This is a genomic window from Streptomyces sp. Ag109_O5-1, assembly GCF_003814875.1.
In the GTDB taxonomy this organism is placed as follows: Bacteria; Actinomycetota; Actinomycetes; order Streptomycetales; family Streptomycetaceae; genus Streptomyces; species Streptomyces sasae.
The window spans coordinates 5,364,018-5,380,433 of record NZ_RKQF01000001.1; the positions used below are offsets into that span (position 1 = coordinate 5,364,018).

General features: G+C 72.2%; 17 protein-coding genes and 1 pseudogene. 7 read left to right on the plus strand and 11 right to left on the minus strand.

Features of this window, described 5'->3' with window-relative positions:
* The first annotated feature begins 93 nt into the window (after positions 1–93).
* Positions 94–768 (plus strand): hypothetical protein, encoded by a 675-nt coding sequence (locus tag EDD90_RS24030; protein ID WP_185149200.1) that lies wholly within the window; start codon positions 94–96, stop codon positions 766–768.
* A 77-nt stretch (positions 769–845) separates the two neighbouring features.
* Here the strand turns inward: EDD90_RS24030 and EDD90_RS59060 are convergent.
* Positions 846–1,016 (minus strand): annotated as a pseudogene (locus EDD90_RS59060) (site-specific integrase); the annotation flags it as partial.
* Positions 1,017–1,274: 258 nt separating this feature from the next.
* On the opposite strand from EDD90_RS59060, the gene EDD90_RS24035 reads away from it, so the two are divergent.
* Positions 1,275–1,913 carry an MFS transporter gene (locus EDD90_RS24035; RefSeq protein WP_398928583.1) on the plus strand — a complete coding sequence of 213 codons (639 nt, stop codon included), beginning with the start codon at positions 1,275–1,277 and terminating at the stop codon, positions 1,911–1,913.
* Between the two features lie 87 nt (positions 1,914–2,000).
* Here the strand turns inward: EDD90_RS24035 and EDD90_RS24040 are convergent, their stop codons facing one another.
* The 3 genes from EDD90_RS24040 to EDD90_RS24050 form a co-directional block, all read right to left on the minus strand.
* Positions 2,001–3,248: an MFS transporter gene (locus EDD90_RS24040; RefSeq protein WP_123975113.1), complete on the minus strand. Its 1,248-nt coding sequence runs from the start codon at positions 3,246–3,248 to the stop codon at positions 2,001–2,003.
* Entirely contained in the window at positions 3,245–4,369 is a 1,125-nt protein-coding gene (locus EDD90_RS24045) for a PLP-dependent cysteine synthase family protein (RefSeq protein WP_123975115.1), read from the minus strand. Before EDD90_RS24045 ends, EDD90_RS24040 begins: the two co-directional genes overlap by 4 nt.
* Positions 4,370–4,501: 132 nt before the next feature.
* A complete protein-coding gene (locus tag EDD90_RS24050; RefSeq protein WP_123975117.1) occupies positions 4,502–4,924 on the minus strand; it encodes a hypothetical protein in 423 nt (140 codons plus the stop codon).
* 438 nt (positions 4,925–5,362) lie between these two features.
* Between EDD90_RS24050 and EDD90_RS24055 the strand changes: the two genes are divergently transcribed.
* The gene (locus tag EDD90_RS24055) at positions 5,363–6,049 is read left to right on the plus strand and encodes an alpha/beta hydrolase (RefSeq protein WP_123975119.1); all 687 of its coding nucleotides are present in this window, start codon (positions 5,363–5,365) and stop codon (positions 6,047–6,049) included.
* A gap of 203 nt (positions 6,050–6,252) precedes the next feature.
* Here the strand turns inward: EDD90_RS24055 and EDD90_RS24060 are convergent, their stop codons facing one another.
* Positions 6,253–7,296: a hypothetical protein gene (locus EDD90_RS24060; protein WP_123975121.1), complete on the minus strand. Its 1,044-nt coding sequence runs from the start codon at positions 7,294–7,296 to the stop codon at positions 6,253–6,255.
* An 82-nt stretch (positions 7,297–7,378) separates the two neighbouring features.
* Between EDD90_RS24060 and EDD90_RS24065 the strand changes: the two genes are divergently transcribed.
* Together EDD90_RS24065 and EDD90_RS24070 are read left to right on the plus strand one after the other, a co-directional pair.
* Positions 7,379–7,690, plus strand: a complete 312-nt coding sequence (locus EDD90_RS24065) for a helix-turn-helix transcriptional regulator (RefSeq protein WP_123975122.1) — start codon at positions 7,379–7,381, stop codon at positions 7,688–7,690.
* Entirely contained in the window at positions 7,687–8,451 is a 765-nt protein-coding gene (locus tag EDD90_RS24070) for a hypothetical protein (protein WP_123975124.1), read from the plus strand. Before EDD90_RS24065 ends, EDD90_RS24070 begins: the two co-directional genes overlap by 4 nt.
* 391 nt (positions 8,452–8,842) lie before the next feature.
* On the opposite strand, the gene EDD90_RS24075 is transcribed toward EDD90_RS24070, so the two are convergent.
* Genes EDD90_RS24075 through EDD90_RS24090 form a run of 4 tightly spaced genes read right to left on the minus strand, consistent with a single transcriptional unit; the run spans position 8,843 to position 12,608 of the window.
* Positions 8,843–9,511, minus strand: a complete 669-nt coding sequence (locus EDD90_RS24075) for a response regulator transcription factor (RefSeq protein ID WP_123975126.1) — start codon at positions 9,509–9,511, stop codon at positions 8,843–8,845.
* Positions 9,508–10,797 carry a sensor histidine kinase gene (locus EDD90_RS24080; RefSeq protein ID WP_260328018.1) on the minus strand — a complete coding sequence of 430 codons (1,290 nt, stop codon included), beginning with the start codon at positions 10,795–10,797 and terminating at the stop codon, positions 9,508–9,510. Before EDD90_RS24080 ends, EDD90_RS24075 begins: the two co-directional genes overlap by 4 nt.
* A 30-nt stretch (positions 10,798–10,827) precedes the next feature.
* Positions 10,828–11,667 carry an ABC transporter permease gene (locus EDD90_RS24085; RefSeq protein WP_123975129.1) on the minus strand — a complete coding sequence of 280 codons (840 nt, stop codon included), beginning with the start codon at positions 11,665–11,667 and terminating at the stop codon, positions 10,828–10,830.
* Positions 11,664–12,608 carry an ATP-binding cassette domain-containing protein gene (locus EDD90_RS24090; protein ID WP_123975131.1) on the minus strand — a complete coding sequence of 315 codons (945 nt, stop codon included), beginning with the start codon at positions 12,606–12,608 and terminating at the stop codon, positions 11,664–11,666. Before EDD90_RS24090 ends, EDD90_RS24085 begins: the two co-directional genes overlap by 4 nt.
* A gap of 321 nt (positions 12,609–12,929) precedes the next feature.
* Between EDD90_RS24090 and EDD90_RS24095 the strand changes: the two genes are divergently transcribed.
* Entirely contained in the window at positions 12,930–14,321 is a 1,392-nt protein-coding gene (locus EDD90_RS24095; RefSeq protein ID WP_123975133.1) for a glycosyltransferase, read from the plus strand.
* A complete protein-coding gene (locus EDD90_RS24100) occupies positions 14,318–15,052 on the plus strand; it encodes a polysaccharide deacetylase family protein (protein ID WP_123975135.1) in 735 nt (244 codons plus the stop codon). The genes EDD90_RS24095 and EDD90_RS24100 overlap by 4 nt, the downstream gene beginning before the upstream one ends.
* Positions 15,053–15,105: 53 nt before the next feature.
* Here the strand turns inward: EDD90_RS24100 and EDD90_RS24105 are convergent, their stop codons facing one another.
* Positions 15,106–15,528: a nuclear transport factor 2 family protein gene (locus EDD90_RS24105; RefSeq protein WP_123975137.1), complete on the minus strand. Its 423-nt coding sequence runs from the start codon at positions 15,526–15,528 to the stop codon at positions 15,106–15,108.
* Positions 15,519–16,331: an MBL fold metallo-hydrolase gene (locus EDD90_RS24110; RefSeq protein ID WP_123975139.1), complete on the minus strand. Its 813-nt coding sequence runs from the start codon at positions 16,329–16,331 to the stop codon at positions 15,519–15,521. Before EDD90_RS24110 ends, EDD90_RS24105 begins: the two co-directional genes overlap by 10 nt.
* Between the last annotated feature and the right edge of the window lie 85 nt (positions 16,332–16,416).

Sequence of the window (16,416 nt, forward strand, 5' to 3'; positions counted from 1 at the left end):
GTTTCGGCGGGCGGCCGTGGGGGAGGTCACTGACACGATGATCGGGTTGCGCGGCGGGGGCCACGCGTCCTAGAAAAGCAGTCGGGTGGAGATATGCATCGCGGTGGCGGACTGGGCGAGGGGACTGACGACCTGGGTCCTCGACGTGCCCGGCAGGGAAGGCACCGGCGCGACGCGGAGGAAGCGGCCGAAGCAGCACGTCATGAACAGAGCGGCGTACCGAGTGAGTCCGAGCGGCGCGACCGACGTATCGATCAGTGGGACCAGAGGGGCCGACGGATCGATCGCGGAATCGACCGTCTCGAGAGCGGTAGCAGGAATGGTGGTCGGGTGGGGGTGACGTACAAATACTTCGGCGCACCGGACGGCGCGACCGCGGCCCGTGTCCCGATCTCGATGCGTCCCGAGGAACTCGGCGGCGACGAGCTCGGCATGAACGGCATGTTCACCAAGATCAAGCCGGAGACGATGGCCGCGATGGTGCTGACGGGCATCGAAGGCGTGCCGCTGCACAAGGTGCCGCCGCTGGAGCTGGTCGTCCTGCACCCGGACTACGCGGTGGTGAAACTCCCCATGACGGTCGTCGACCCGCTGCGCGGCATAGGCGAGGAGGCGGTCGGCGCGGCGGCCTTCATCTGGTCGACGGTCCCGGACCGGGGCGGCCCGAGGGACGCGTTCAACGTGTACCAGCTGCTGCACGAGTGGCAGGACTTCTCGCACCGGCTGCATGAGGCGGGGCATCAGCCTTATTGCCTGGTGTGGCCCTGAGCTGGGGTTTTGTGCGGATCGGGCGGGGTCTTCGGGCCTCGCCCTTTTGGGTGCTGGGGAGGGGCCGTCAGGCGGCCAGGGCACATTGGTTTTGCTGGGTGTGCTGATGTGCCCTGGGCGACGGGCGGGGCGCCGTCGTCTTCCGGCTCGGATTCCGCATCCGTTTCTTCCGTGAAGGCGTCGTCGATCGCCTTGCGGGTGCGGGGCTCGCTGGACAGCAGGAGGTGCGTGTACGTCCGCAGCGTGAAGTCAAGCACTGCGCCGGGCCGCACGAGAGCTGGTCCACAGTGGCCCGGCGCGGGGACACGGCGAAGACGGCGCCACGGCACCAGCACGCCCAGCAGGCTGAGGCCGCTCGGCGGTGCTCCCGAAACCGGCCGCCCCCCGAGACGCCCCGCACGGCCGGCGTCTACGCCAAGGCGACCGCCGGCACCCGTCTCTTCTTCGGCACGCCGCAGCTGCGGGCCCTGCTCGCGCTCAACCTCGCGGTGGCGGCGGCCAGTGCCATGGTCACCGTCAACAGCGTGGTGTACGTCCGCGACCGGCTGGGACTGGACGCGGCGGACGTGTCACTGGCCCTGGGTGCGTACGGCGGCGGCTCCATGGCCGTGGCTCTGCTCCTGCCCCGTGTCCTCGACCGGGACTCCGACCGGACGGTGATGCTGCGGGGTGCCCTGCTGCTCACGCTCGTCTTCGCCGGACTGGGCGCGGTCACCGCGGCCGACAGCGGTGGCTGGCGCTGGCCCGCGCTGCTCCTCACCTGGGCGGCTTTCGGCGGTGCCTGCTCGATGGTGCTCACCCCGACCGGCCGGCTGATCCGCCGCGCGGCCCCGCCGGAAGAGCGGGCCCAGGCGTTCGCCGCCCAGTTCTCCCTCTCCCACAGCTGCTGGCTGCTGACGTATCCGCTGGCCGGCTGGCTCGGTGCCGAGGCGGGGCTCGGGGCCGCCGTGGCCGCACTCGGCGCGATCGCCCTGGCCGCCGGGCTGCTGGCGGTGCGAATGTGGCCGGCCCGGGAGCCCCTGGGCATGGAACACGAGCACACCGATCTGCACGACGGCCATCCTCACCTCACCGGTGCCGTACGCGTCCCGAGCGGATGGCGGCACAGCCACGACCGCCTCGCCGGCAGCCTGCACGCCCACTGACCCCCGGAAGCTGACGAACCGGACCGCCAGCGCCTCGCGCAGGCGGGCGCCCCGGCCGCCGTGGAGGCGGCCGGGGCCCGCTGAACCTCACGCAGGAACGGCCACCGCGTCCGGCGCCGAGGTGAGATGTCCGGCGCGGTGCAGCTGCGCCACCAGCGCGGCGCACACGAATCCCGTGGCGCCCAGCACCGCCCACGGCAGCCAGCGCACACCGGTGTCGAACAGCGCGCCGACAGCCAGGTTGCCGAGGGAGATCGCGATGCCGGAGGCGGTGTTGTAGGCGCCGTAGTACGTCGCGATCAGTCGGTCGCCGGACAGGCGTACCACGGTGTCCATCTCGAACGGATAGAGCAGTGCACCGCCCCAGGCCAGCAGCGCCGCGCACACCGCGAGGGCGCCCACATCGACCACGGCGTCCTGGGAACCGGGCAGCATCGGCAGGAAGGCCGCCCCCATCACCGCCAGCCCGCACACGATCGCCCTCGGTCCTGGCAGGGTCCTCTTCGCCCAGGCCGTCAGTTTCAGCTGGCCCGAGAGTGCGGCCAGTGCCGAGACGGCGAAGACCGCTCCGGTCACCACCCCGGTCCGCTCCCCGAAGAGTTCGCGGGCGCGGAGCGGGAGCGCCAGGTAGACCTGGAAGGCCAGGAGGTACGAGCCGCTCATCGCGGCGGCGAAGAGGAGGAACGGCCGGTTGGCAGCGACGGTACGCCAGTCGGCGGCCACCGTCCGCCAGGCGGGCTCGGCACCTCGGTCGGCCGGGGGGCGTGCGGGCAGGGCGCGGGCCTGGAGCACTGCCAGTGCGCCGAAGATGAGTGCGGCGACCGCGCACACCGCGCCGAAGTCCCAGGTCAGCAGGGCGAGTCCGGCGAGCGGGCCGACCAGGATGCCGGCCTGGTAGAAGACGTTGAAGGCAGCGAACGCCTCCACCCGCCGTTCCTCGCCCGCGTCCGCCGCCAGGTACGCCCGTACGGCGGGGTTGAACAGTGCGCCCGCCAGCCCCGTGAGCGCGGACGCCACGATCAGCGCGGGCAGGCTGCTCGCCACCGCGAGCAGTGCGAAGGCGACCGTCCGCAGCATGCACCCGGCCAGGATCATCGGCTTGCAGCCGTACCGGTCGGCGAGGGTGCCGCCGACCAGGAACATGCCCTGCTGGGAGAGGTTGCGCACGCCCAGCACCAGGCCGACGGCCCAGGCGGCCAGGCCGAGGCCGTGGGCGAGGTGGTCGGCGAGGTAGGGCATCAGCATGTAGAAGCCGAGGTTGATGGCGAACTGGTTCACCATCAACAGCCGGGCCGGCCGGTCGAAGGAGGCCACCTGGGCCCGCAGCCCCCTCATCGCACGCCCGCCTTCAGCACGTCGCGTCCGAGCGGATCACGGACCTGGCTGCACCGCGTCCACGCCGTCACCTCGCGCTCGTCCGGCTCGGCGATCTCGTCCGGCTCAGCCGGCGGCTCCTGGTCGAGCAGTTGGTGCTCGCGGCACCAGGCGTCGTTGTAGACGGTCTCCAGGTAGCGGTGCGGGCCGTCGGGGAAGATCGCGGCGATGCGCGTCCCGGCGGGGTACGTCCGTGCCGCCCACCCGGCCACCAGCGCCACCGCCCCGACACTCCAGCCTCCGGACGCGTAGTGGCGGCGGGCCAGCTGTCGGCAGGCCCATACCGCCTCGGCCGGGCCCACCCAGTGAACCTCGGCGAAGGCGCCGTAGTCGACGTTGGAGGGATGGATGCTGGAGCCGAGCCCGCGCATGAGACGCGCGCGTGCGGGCTGTCCGAAGATCGTCGAGCCGGTCGCGTCCACGCCGATGAGCCGCAGCTCGGGGAAGGACTCACGCAGCCCCGCCGCGACCCCGGCCGAGTGGCCGCCCGTTCCCACGGCGGCCACCAGGACGTCGATCCGGCCGATCTGGGCAATGAGCTCGGCGGCCAGCGGTCGGTAGGCGGCCCTGTTGTCGGGGTTGTGGTACTGGTCCGGGCAGTAGGCGTCGGGGGCCCTGTCCAGGAGCTCGGCCACGCGCTCGCGGCGGGCCCGCTGCCAGCCGCCGTCGGCATGCGGTGCGGCCACCTGGTCGACGTGCGCGCCCAGGGCGGTGAGCAGCCGGACCATCGACGGCTCCATGCCAGGGTCGGTGACGACGGTGACCGGATGACCGTAGGTCAGTCCGGCCAGGACGAGGCCCAGGCCGAGGGTGCCGCTGGACGACTCGACGACGGGAGCGCCGGGCAGGAGTTCGCCGCGCCGGCGCGCTTCACCCACCATGTGCAGGCCGGGGCGGTCCTTGATACCGCCGGGATTGGCGCCTTCCAGCTTGGCGTAGAAGCCGCGTCCCGGCGGGGCGAACGGCTTCTCGATCCACAGCACGGGTGTGTTGCCGACCAGGTCGGCGGGGCGGCGGGCGATGGGAGGGATAGGGGCGGTGGCCCTGATGGGCAGGGCGGATTCGAGCAGGGAGAGATCCATGGTCGTACGGCTCCTTCGCACCCGCCGCTCGGGCGGGCGCGGTGCAGGCGGTGCGGGGGCGCGCGGGCACGCCGAGCCGCGATCCGGCGCCTGCGGGGCGCGGAACCGATCGGAACGGCGTGCGGGGCGTGCCTATTGCCGCCAGAGGCAGTGCCGTACGCACGCGGATCTGCCGCCGTCCGGTGCGGAATCACCGTCCGCCGGACCTGCGCGGCCGAGCCAGGGGTGCGTGTCGGGGCGGTCGACGACCGGTTCGAGGAGTTGCGGGGCGTGGACCGGAAGGCCGGCGGAGTCCCGGACGCGGTCGACCGCGTGCTGCAAGGTGTCGTCGGAGGGGTCGCCGTGGTGGTGACCGTGATCGGTGCCGGACGCCACCTGCTCCTTCGCCGTCAACAGCTGGACGTGCGTGATGGTGATCGGCTGGTGCGGGCCGAGGAACGCAGGCCCGTGCAGGGCGCCCACCAAGTGGGACGCCACCAGCAGGATCAGCCCGAGGAGCAGGACGGTCGGCAGGGGGCGATGCTGAGCGCGCCTGCCGACCATCGTACGGATCACGTACGGATCGTAGTCGATTAATTACGTAGCGGCATCTTATGCCAGTGCCTACGCGAAGAGGCCGCCCACGACCAACTGAAGGACGTCTTCGCTCTCTCCGACGCGACCGACGTACGGTCCTTCGCCAAGGAGAAGGGCCTGGCCTGGGTGTCCATGTGGGCCACCTTCCGGGACCGGCAGTGCGACAAACGGTGATCGCCATCGCGCTGACCCTGCCGGCACTTCCCGCCGCAGACGCTTGAGTTCTTCCTTCTCGTCGGGGGCACGCCAGAACACCTCGTCCAGCGCATCCCACGCGGCCGGCGCCACATCCAGTACCGCGGCGACCTCATAGACAGCTGTCTCGCGGCAACACGCCTGGCCATCGCGCAAAAATAGGCACTAAATGTGCAGAATGGCGCAATGTTGCATATTTAATCTCTCGCAGGAGGAAATGCCATGGCGGGCAAGCCCAGCATTGTCTTCGCTCACGGACTCTGGGCGGATGGGTCGTGCTTCAACAAGCTCATCCCCACGCTCCAGGCTGAAGGGCACGAGGTGTTCGCGTCACAGCACGGCCTCGACTCGCTCGAAAGCGACGTCGCGTGCGTCAACTTCACGCTCAACCACGTCCCCGGCCCGATCGTGCTGGTCGGTCACTCCTACGGCGGGACCCTGATCACCAAAGCGGGCACCCACGACCGCGTCGGCGCTCTGGTGTACATCGCCGCGCTCGCCCCGGACGAGGACGAGACGTCGCAGGAACAGCAGGACAAATTCCCCCGCACGCCCATCTTCGAGCACGTGGAGGTCGCTGACGGCCGCGTGTGGCTCAAGCCCTCAGGCGTCCCGCACTTCTGCGGCGACCTCCCGGAAGCGGAGCAGAAGCTCGTCCTGGCGACGGGCGCAGTGCCCGTGGCGGACCTGTTCAACCAGCAGGTTCCCGGCACCGCCTGGCGGACGAAGCCAAGCTGGTACGTCGTCGCCAACAACGACCACACCGTGCACCCCGACCTGGAGCGGTCCGCCGCCGAGCGCATGGGCGCCAAAGTCCGTCCCGTGGACAGCAGCCACGTTCCCATGCTCTCGCACCCCGACTTCGTCCTCGATGTGATCCGTGAGGCCGCGAAGTCCCTCGACGCCTAGGCCAAGCCGACAACGACCGTTCCCCGTGAAATCCCAGGTCAGCACCCTCCCACCGCCAATCGCTGCCCGAGTGGCAGGACTTCTCGCATCGGCTGCATGAGGCGGGGCATCAGCCGTACTGCCGCCTGGTGTGGCCCTGAGCCGGGGTTTTGTGCGGATCGGGCGGGGTCTTCGGGCCTCGCCCTTTTGGGTGCCGGGGGTCGTCACGCCTTCCACCGGTGTGTGCCCGGTCGCCGAAGGCGGGCGGCTTCCGCGTCGTAGCCGCGGCGCGCTCCGGAGAGGGTGTGCGGGAGGCGGACGAGCAGGAGTGCGGCCGTCACGGCGGAGGTGGCCAGACCGGCCCCGAGCGTGAGGCCGGCCATGGCCGGCACGGAGGTGAGCGGCCCCGTCCCGAACACCGGCCACAGCGCGTCGCGGAACGCCGTCGCCACACTGATCGCGACGCATCCGGCGACCATCGACGCCTCGGCGATGCGGCGGGGCCGGGTGCGCGGCGGGCGGGCGATGAATCCGGCGACCGCGTTGCTGATCACGCAGAAGGCCAGGTAGGAGGTCGCCGCGACGATCAGGAACCAGGCGGTGAGCAGCGGATCCGTCCAGCCCTCCCCGATGGCCTGGGCACCGGTCACGGCCAGCGCCGCAAGTGTGCTCAGCACGGCGAAGACCGTCATCGCGCGGCGGCGCACCCAGACCGCGGCCTCCGGTCCGACCCGGTGCCGCAGCACGGGAGTCCTCTGGCAGAGATACAGGGCGTCGTCGAGCCAGTCGTGCCGCCGGCCGCGGAACGCGCCGCGCCGCCGGCTTTCGCGCACGAGCGGTACGGCCACCGCCGCGGTGAGTACGGAGCCGACGGCCAGCCCGCCGATCAGCACCCGGATCCACGTCCCCTCGAGCGAGGAAGGTGTCCGGGCGACTACCGCGGCCCACTCGGTCGCCAGCGTGAGCCCGACCAGCGTGGTCATCGCGCCCGCCGCACGCACCGTCTGCCGCGCCCGGTCCGCACCACCGGACGCCCGCCACGCGAGCAGCCGTAACGCGATCACCACCGCGAGCATCGGCACCGTGAACTGGGTCAGGGACACCACCACGTCGTACGGGTCGTCCTGCCACGGACTGGCCGCCCTTACCGTCTTGTCCTGGGTCTCCAGCACCGTCAACGCCTCGAAGACACCGGCGGCACCGAGGCTTGCCCAGACCACGGCCGCCGAAGCCCGGCCGTTCTCCTCATCGGGTTCCATGGGTTCCATGGGCCGCCATAGTACGCGTCTCGTAGTACGTGACAAGTAGTATCGCGGCTCGTATCATGCGAAGCCGGAGGCAAGGAGGCCCATGCACAGCAACGACGCCCAGATGCTCGTGCTCACCGTGCTCGCGGACGGCCCGCTGCACGGGTACGCCATCAACACCGCGATCGAAGAGCTCACCGGCAGCAGGCTCGGCCCCGGCAGCCTCTACGGAGCCCTGTCCCGGCTGGAGGCACGCGAGCTGATCCGGCCCGCGGACGAGACGGCCGAGGCCCAGGAGCGCCACCGCACCATGCAGATCACCGACACGGGCCGCGACCAACTGCGCGTCGAACTCCAGCAGATGGCCCGCATCTCCGCCGTCGGCCTGCGAGCGCTGGGGATCGCCCCGGCATGAGCGCGGCCACGCTCCTGACCCGGCTCTACCCACCGGCCGTTCGCGAGCGATGGGGCGAGGACATCGGTCACGAGGTGTCCGCATCGGGAATCCGGTCCTGGCCCGACGCCCTCGCGGGGGCCGCGCGACTCTGGCTCCACCCCGCCGACTGGCCCGAGACGTTCACCGGCCAGACCCGCCGCGTCCTGACCGTCGCCCTCTTCGCGCTCACCGCGGTCACCGGGCTGCTGCTGCGCTCGGCCGAACCGTCCGCCGCCGTGACGGCCGGCTTCCGCCACCCCGCCACCAGCCTGTGGCTCGTCCCGCTCCTGTTCGGCATCGGCCTCGCCGCACCGCTTCCACCGCTGAGCGGCGAGGCACTGCGCCGCGTGACCGCCGCGGCGGTCCGCACCCTGGCCGCCCCGGCCACCGCGGTCGCGGCCATGTGCCTGACCGCGTGGAGCGGCATCGCCGAACACCTCACAGGCCTCGCCGACGCCGCCATGGTCCTCTACTACTGGCTCACGCTCGGATTCGTCGCGTTCCGTCTGTGCACCCTCGTAGCCCACATCGCCCGGACCGCCGCCCTGCCGACGACGCGCCGACTGTCGACGGCCCTTCTGTACGTCGGAACGGGACTTGCCCTCGCCGCGAGCCAGAACCTCCTCGCCGCCGTCGGGACCGCTCCTCGCCCGGGCCCGCTCTCCGAGTCCCTGGCACTGGGTCTCCTGGCCGCCACGGCAATCAGCACCGGCCGCGATCTACGGCGCACGAGGGCATAGGCCCTGGCGCGACCCGCGCTCCGCGATCGCAGGGTGACCGGCACCGCCGAACCGTTCCCGACCGCTGCCCCGGGAGGGGCCGATGACCGTCGTATCCCCGAAGGTCGTTGTCGTCGTGCCGACCTGCAACGAGCGGGGCAACCTGCCCGTCCTGGCCGGCCTGCCCGCGAACCTGCCACACAGCCAAGGACGGACTCGGCCGCGCCTCAGGGCATCGCGGCCCGACGCCGTCCACGGCCTCTGCGACGCCTGCGGTCACCGCCTGCCGGCGGCCGCGGGCGACCGTGAACCCATAGAGACCAAAAGGGACCCATAGAGATGGCTCCCTTGTCTGAGAATTGCTGAGAATTACCGAGAATCGCCGGGCAACGCTGGGAAACGCTGGGAATTCTCAGTCCGAGTTGGGGCGGGCGAGACCGTGGTCGTAGGCGAAGATGACCGCCTGGATGCGGTCGCGGGCGCCGATCTTGGCCAGGACGCGGCCCACGTGGGTCTTCACGGTGGACTCGGACACCACGAACCGGGTGGCGATCTCGCCGTTGGTCCAGCCCCTGCCGATGGCGACGAGGATCTCGCGCTCGCGCTCGGTGAGGGAGCCCAGCCTCGGGTCCCGCACGGAGTCCCCGGGGTGGGCCGGGACGTAGCGGGTGAACTCGTCGAGGATGCGGCGGGTGAGGGCGGGTGCGATGACCGCGTCCCCGGCGGCCACGGCCCGGATGCCGGCGAGGAGTTCCTCGGGGCGCACGTCCTTGAGGAGGAAGCCGCTGGCACCGGCGCGCAGGGCCGCGTGGACGTACTCGTCGAGGTCGAAGGTGGTGAGCACGAGGACGCGCGAACGGTCACCGGCGGCGACGATACGGCGGGTGGCCTCGATGCCGTCCATGCCGGGCATCCGTACGTCCATCAGGACGACGTCGGGGCGCAGTTCGGCGGTCTTGCGGACGGCCTCGGCGCCGTGGGCGGCCTCGCCGACGACCTCGGTCTCGGGGACGGAGTCCAGGAGGATGCGGAAGCCGTAGCGTTGCAGCGGCTGGTCGTCCACGACGAGCACGGTGGTCACCGGACATCTCCTTGGGGGGTCAGGTCGAGGACGGCCTCGACGCTCCAGCCTCCGCCGCTCGCCGGTCCGGCGCTGACGGTCCCGCCGTAGAGGGCCGCCCGTTCCCGCATACCCACCAGGCCGTGTCCTTCCTCGTGCGGTCCCGGCGGGGCGGCCGGGCCGGTGTCCCGGACCTGGATGGTCAGCCGGGTGTCCTTCTCGACGACCGCCAGGTGCACACAGGCATCGGGGTCGGCGTGCTTCAGGGTGTTGGTGAGGGCTTCCTGGACGATCCGGTACGTCGTCAGCTGCACCCCGCTGTCCAGGGCGTCCACGTCTCCGGAGGTCCGGTAGACGATCTCGAGCCCGGCGGCGCGCACATTGGCGCACAGGGCGTCGATGTCCGCGATACCGGGCTGCGGGCTGAGTTCGGGCCCGCCAGGGGAGGCGCCCGCCGTCTCGCGCAGCACACCGAGCACGCGCCGCAGCTCGCCGAGGGCCTGCCGGCCGGTGTCGCCGATGAGCTGGAGGGCCTCCTTGCCGCGTTCGGGTGCGAGGTCGCTCGCGTAGGCGCCGGCGTCGGCGAGGGTGATGATGACGGAGAGGTTGTGGCCGACGATGTCGTGCATCTCGCGGGCGACCCGGGTGCGTTCGGTGGCGGCGGCGAGCCTGCTGCGCTGGTCGCGTTCTATCTCCAGCCGGGCCGCCCGGTCGCGCAGTCCGGCGAGCTGGGCCCGGCGGATGCGGACCACCAGGCCGAGTGCGAGGGCCGCGGTCGCCGTGCTCAGCAGGAAGAACAGTGCGTCCCAGACGGACACGGCCACGGACGCCCGTACGGCGACCAGCACCATGGCGGCCGCCGTGGCGGCGCAGGCCCACGGCAGCTGCCGGAGCCGTCCGTGCAGGGCCAGGCTGTACAGCGCGACGAACAGGGCGACGTCCGCGCGCAGCGCCGCGCCGAGGGACCACTGCAGGACGAACACCGCGGCGACGGCCGCGAAGGCCGCCGCGGGCCTGCGCCGCCGCCACAGCAGGGGCAGCACCAGGCCGGCCTGCAGGGCGAGCATGCCCGCGAGGGGCAGCCGGGCGAAGGCGAACCAGAAGGGGTGACTGCCGTGCCGGTCGCCGTCCCGGTCGCCGGCACCGCCGTGGACCAGGTCGGGCAGGCAGAACATCAGGAAGACCAGGATCACGACCGCGGTGTCCAGCACCCACGGATGTGTCCGGTCGGCCTGCCGCAACCGCCGGCCGCCCCGGGAGAGCCGGGCGACCAGCGGTCCCATCCCGCTGAGGTCATCGGTGGTCACGGACGTCACCTGTCCATGGTGCAGCAGAGGTCAGACGTCGCTGCGCGCGAGCCGGTACGCCGCGCCGCCCAGGGCCAGCGCCGTCCAGCCGAGGAAGACCAGCATTCCGGCGCCGGGCGACAGGGTGGTGCTGTCGTGGGTGAGGGCGAACATCGACTCGCCCGCGTTGCTCGGCAGGTAGGGGCTGATGTTGTCCTGCCAGGAGCTGGGCAGCAGGGAGATCAGTCCGGGGACCAGCATCAGAGAGGCGACCAGCACCGAGATGCCGCCGGCCACCGACCGGAGCAGGGCGCCCAGTGCGGTGCCGATGACGCCGACCAGGCCGAGGTAGAGTCCGGCGCCCAGCAGGCTGCGCACGACACCGGCGTGCGTCAGGCCCATGGCCGCGGCCGTACCCGAGACGATCCGGCTTCCGAACAGGAAGGCCACGAACGCCCCCAGTGTCCCGACCGCCAGGGCGACCAGACCGAACACCGCCGCCTTGGACCACAGCACGGGCAGCCGGCGGGGCACCGCCGCGAGCGTGGAGCGGATCATGCCGGTCGAGTACTCCCCCGCTGTGACCAGCACGCCGAGCACACCCAGGGCCAGCTGGGCGAAGTTCGTACCGAAGAGGGACAGGCTCAGGGCCGTCGCGGTGGCGAAGTCCCGGTCCCGGTGCGGGGAGCCGATGCCGGACTTGTAGTGGCTCGCGGCGATGAGTCCGAACGCCACCAGGAACAGCAGGCCGAGGCCCAGGGTGATCCAGGTCGAGCGAAGGGACCACAGCTTGGCCCACTCGGAGGACAGCACACGCCGTCCGGTCACCCGGTAGGCGGGGCGGGCGGGGGCGGTCCGGGTCTCTTCCGTGGTCGCGGTGAGGGTGGTCATGCGGGGCTCCCGACGGTCTCAAGGGTCTCGACGGCCGTGGAGCCGTGGTACTCCACGGAGTCCCTGGTCAGGTCCATGAACGCCTCCTCCAGGGACACCGTCCGCGAGGTCAGTTCGAACAGGGGGATCCCGTGCTCGGCCGCCTTCAGCCCGATCTGGCGGGCGGTCAGCCCGGTCACCTGCAGTTCCTCGGAGCCGACGCGTCCCGTGACGTCGACGCCCGGCCCGGCCAGCACGTCCCGGAGCCGTGCCGGGTCCTCGGTCGCGACCTTCACCGTGTCACCGCCGGCCTCGCGGATGAGGTCCCCGACGGTCGTGTCGGCCAGCAGCCGTCCCCGCCCCACGACGATCAGATGGTCCGCCACCAGGGCCATCTCGCTCATCAGGTGCGAGGACACGAACACCGTGCGGCCCTCGTCGGCGAGCGCCTTGAGCAGGTTGCGTATCCACAGCACGCCCTCCGGGTCCAGCCCGTTGACCGGCTCGTCCAGCATCACCGTCTGCGGATCGCCGAGGAGCGCCGCCGCGATGCCCAGCCGCTGGCCCATACCGAGGGAGAAGGCACCGGCCCGCTTCTTGGCCACGCTGTCCAGACCGGCGAGACCGATGACCTCGTCGACCCGGCGGCGCGGAATGCCGTGGGTCAGCGCGAGGGCCCTGAGGTGGTTGTAGGCCGAACGGCCCGGGTGGATCGACTTCGCCTCCAGGAGGGCGCCGACCTCCTGGAGCGGTGCCCGGTGCTCGGCGTAGTGGCGGCCGTTGACGGTGACGGAGCCGCTCGTCGGGGCGTCGAGCCCGACGATCATGCGCATGGTCGTGGACTTTCCCGCGCCGTTGGGCCCCAGGAAGCCGGTCACCGTGCCCGGCTTCACGGCGAAGTCCAGCCCGTCGACGGCCGTCTTCTCGCCATATCTCTTGGTCAACTGCCGTGCGTCGATCATGGGCGCTGTTCCCGTCTGCCGTTGGCACCGTCGGTTCCGGCGCCTCACAGCCACGCTAAGAGCCAAATCACCCGGATCCCTCGTACCGGAAGGCCGACCTGCGCCCGGCACGTCGTACCGCGGTACTACGACCGCACGGCTACCCGCGGCGCCATGAAAACGCGCAGGCCCACGGCGGTCGCGGCAGGCGTCCGGCGGCTGATGACGGTGCGGCAGGTCCCTCACCCACCCCCACCAGCAGATCTACTACATCTTGTACGAGCCTACCTACTACATGTTGTAGAGTGCGGCCGCCCACTCCACCTGCGGAGGAACGAGCCCATGCCCTACCTCGGAAGTTCGGTGCGTCTGCGCGCCCTGGCGACCGCCGCCCTGCGCCCCGAGCCGGTGCCGCCGACGGCGCGGGCCGAGCGGGTGGCGATCGTCTCGGCGAGTATCGGTGCCGGTCACGACGGCGCCGCCGCCGAACTGGACCGCCGGCTCGCGGCCCGGGGCCTCACCGTCGACCGGTTCGATCTGCTGGACCTGCTGCCGGCCCGCATCGGACGGCTCGTCCGGGACGGCTACCACCGCATGCTCGTCCAGGCTCCCTGGGCCTACCAGCGGATCTACCGCAGCACCGAACGCGCGGGGGGCGGCGGGCCGTTGGCGAGGGCGCTGCTGCGCACCGCGGAGCAGCGCATGCTCGGCGCGCTGCGCCCCGGCACCGGTGCGGTCGTCTCCACCTACCCGGGTGCCAGCCGTGTGCTGGGCGGCCTGCGCCGCGACGGACGGCTCACCGTGCCCGTCCTCACCTACCTCACCGACTTCTCCGTGCACCCGCTGTGGGTGGCCGACGGCGTGGACGTCCACCTAGCCGCCCACGCCGTGCCCGCCGCCCAGGCCCGGGCCGCCGGGGCGCGGGACGTCCGGGTGTGCGGACCGGTGGTGAATCCGCGCTTCCGTCCCGGTACCGAGCCGGAGCGGGCGGCGGCCCGGACCCGCTTCGGGCTTCCGGCGAACGCCCCGCTGGCCCTGCTGGTCGCGGGTTCGTGGGGCGTCGGACCGGTCCGGCAGGTCGCCATGGAACTGCGCGACTGCGGCGCCGCCGTCCCGGTCGTCGTCTGCGGCCGCAACACGGCGCTGGCCGAACGGCTGCGCGCCGACGGCATCGAGCACGCCTTCGGCTGGGTCGACGACATGCCCGCCCTGCTGCACGCCGCCGACGTCCTGGTCCAGAACGCGGGCGGGCTCAGCTCCCTGGAGGCGTTCGCCGCGGGGCTGCCCGTCGCGAGCTACCGGTGCATACCGGGCCACGGGCTGACCAACGCCGCCGCCCTGGAGGAGGCCGGCGCCGCGGTCTGGATCCGCGAACCGGCCCGGCTGAAGGCCGTGCTCCACGACCTGATCGACGGCCCGCCCGGACTGCGCCAACGCACGGCCGGGCTCGGCCTGTTCGCCGCCGAGCCCGACGGCGGGCCCGCCGCGGAGATCGCGCGCGTCCACGCCGCGGGCCCGCCACCGCCGCCTCCCCGCACCCCCGTCCGACGCCGCACCACGGGCCGGCTCGTCGCCACCACCGCCGCGGCGGGCGCCGTCTGGGCGAGCGCGGTCGGTACGGGGATCGGGACGGCGTACGACGGCCCGGACGTGCTGCACGCCATCGGACACGGCCTCGACCTGGAAGACCCCACCCCGGACCGGGCCCCCGGCACGGAAGGCCACCACTCGTGAACACCGCCCGGCTGATCCGTACCGCTGCCGCCGTCACCCTGCCCGTCCTCGCGGCCGCCCACGCCGCACCGGTGATCTCCACCCTGGGGCCATTGCGCAACCGGACCATGCCCCGCCTCTCGGGCCGCGGCCGCCCGGATCACATCGCCCTCACCTTCGACGACGGACCCGACCCCCTCTCCACCCCGTTCTTCCTGCGCCTCCTCGCCGAGCGCCGGGTGCACGCGACCTTCTTCCTGCTCGGGCGGGAGGCAGGGCGCTCGCCCGGCCTGGTCCGCGAGATCGCCGCGGCGGGCCACGAGATCGCCATCCACGGCTGGCTGCACCGCCCGCTGCTGCTGCGCGGCCCGCGCGCCACCTACGACGACCTGGCCCGCGCCCGCGACACCGTCGCCGACATCACGGGCCGGCGGCCCACCCTGTTCCGGCCCCCGTACGGGGTGATGTCGACCGCGGCCCACCTCACCGCCCGCCGCCTCACCCTCACTCCGGTGCTGTGGACCAGCTGGGGCGAGGACTGGACCGCCCGCGCCACACCGGAGTCGGTGCACCGCACGGTCACATCGGACCTGGACGGCGGTGGCACGGTCCTGCTCCACGACTCCGACTGCACATCCGCCCCGGCCGCCTGGCGCTCGACCCTCGGCGCCCTCCCCCGCATCCTGGACACCTGCGAGCAGCGGGGCTACGAAGTCGGCCCCCTGCGAGACCACGGCCGGCCCCGGCCCTGAGACGCCGAGCCGCACGGACCCCGGCGGTCACTCGGCGCACGGCCGCAGTGCGGTCAGCCGGTCATCGCCCGGCGGACCAGTGCCGTGTCCACGAACTGTTCGAAGCGGACGATCAGGCCGCCGCGTACGACGAAGTGGTGGGCGACGCGGACGTCGATCGGCTTCCCGGTGGCCTTGTTGACGGCCGTGTAGCGGGCCAGGACGACGACGTTCTCGCCGTCGACGACATAGGTGTCGTCGTGCGCGGTCCAGCCGTCCCAGTCCCGGCCGAGCCTCTCCATCACCTGGGAGGTGACACCCTCGGGCGTGCGGTAGGTGCCGGCCAGCGGGAAACCGGCCATCTCCGTCCACTCCACGTCGGGGGCGAGGGTGGCCCGCAGGGCGTCCAGGTCACCGGCCGCCGAGGCCAGGTACTGACGTCGTACGACGTCGGCGGGGGCGGTGGAGTCGGCGAACTCGGCCTGCTTCAGCCCCACTTCATCTCCCCCTTGGCGACCTTCGCACCGATCTGGGCGGCGATCTGCATGCCGTTGCCGGGGTAGCGGGCCACCAGCGCCTCGGTGAGCGCGGCACCGTCCGCGGCCTTGCCCAGCTCCTCCTCGAACGCGACCAGGTACTCGCGGGTGGCGGTCACGGCGGAGACGTCGGCCGGGGCGCCGGGCAGCCGGTGTCCGGGGACGACCAGGTCCGGCTCCAGGGCCGCCATCTCGTCCAGCAGCCCCAGCCAGGCGGAACGGTCCTCGGGGGTGGGGGTGTCGGCGACCCACACGTGCTCCTGCTGGAAGAGCAGGACGCCACCGAGGATCGCGCGCCGCTCGGCCTGCCACAGGTAGTGACGGTCGGGCAGCCCGGCCGGGCCGCCCCTGAGCTCGAAGCGGTGCTCTTCCAGGGCGAGTTCACCGGTGAGCGGCTGGAGGTCGACCAGACGTGTGGGGAGGTTCGGGCCGAGGGCCGCCCATGCCTTGAGCTTGCCCTCGTAGGAGTGCCGGATGTGCTCGACGGTGATCGGGGTGGCGACGAACCGGGCGTCGGGGAAGGCGTCGGCGAGGACTTCGGCGCCGAAGTAGAAGTCGGGGTCGCCGTGGCTGACGAAGACGGTGGTCAGCTTCTTGCCCGAGTCGAGGACCGCGGCGGCGAGGCGGTGGCCGTCGGCGCGGGTGAAACCGGCGTCGACGAGCAGGGCCTCGTGCTCGCCCGTGACCAGGGTGGCCGTCTTGTTCCTGACCCCCGCGGGGAAGTCCAGGTCGAGGACGGTGAAGGAGAGGGCGGGGCTGCTCATGGAGTGCTCCTGAAGAGAAGGGCGAGCGATTCACCTGACAGAACAGTAACTGACGAGTCAGATATTTCCTCGCGCGTGTGGCCCG

Excerpts from the sequence above, each read along its gene's own strand:
- EDD90_RS24030 (WP_185149200.1), top strand. The coding sequence starts at position 94 with ATGCATCGCGGTGGCGGACTGGGCGAGGGGACTGACGACCTGGGTCCT.
- EDD90_RS24095 (WP_123975133.1), top strand. The coding sequence starts at position 12,930 with ATGCCCTACCTCGGAAGTTCGGTGCGTCTGCGCGCCCTGGCGACCGCC.
- EDD90_RS24060 (WP_123975121.1), bottom strand. The coding sequence starts at position 7,296 with ATGGAACCCATGGAACCCGATGAGGAGAACGGCCGGGCTTCGGCGGCC.
- EDD90_RS24110 (WP_123975139.1), bottom strand. The coding sequence starts at position 16,331 with ATGAGCAGCCCCGCCCTCTCCTTCACCGTCCTCGACCTGGACTTCCCC.
- EDD90_RS24085 (WP_123975129.1), bottom strand. The coding sequence starts at position 11,667 with ATGACCACCCTCACCGCGACCACGGAAGAGACCCGGACCGCCCCCGCC.
- EDD90_RS24065 (WP_123975122.1), top strand. The coding sequence starts at position 7,379 with ATGCACAGCAACGACGCCCAGATGCTCGTGCTCACCGTGCTCGCGGAC.
- EDD90_RS24070 (WP_123975124.1), top strand. The coding sequence starts at position 7,687 with ATGAGCGCGGCCACGCTCCTGACCCGGCTCTACCCACCGGCCGTTCGC.
- EDD90_RS24040 (WP_123975113.1), bottom strand. The coding sequence starts at position 3,248 with ATGAGGGGGCTGCGGGCCCAGGTGGCCTCCTTCGACCGGCCGGCCCGG.
- EDD90_RS24090 (WP_123975131.1), bottom strand. The coding sequence starts at position 12,608 with ATGATCGACGCACGGCAGTTGACCAAGAGATATGGCGAGAAGACGGCC.
- EDD90_RS24035 (WP_398928583.1), top strand. The coding sequence starts at position 1,275 with ATGGTCACCGTCAACAGCGTGGTGTACGTCCGCGACCGGCTGGGACTG.
- EDD90_RS24055 (WP_123975119.1), top strand. The coding sequence starts at position 5,363 with ATGGCGGGCAAGCCCAGCATTGTCTTCGCTCACGGACTCTGGGCGGAT.
- EDD90_RS24045 (WP_123975115.1), bottom strand. The coding sequence starts at position 4,369 with ATGGATCTCTCCCTGCTCGAATCCGCCCTGCCCATCAGGGCCACCGCC.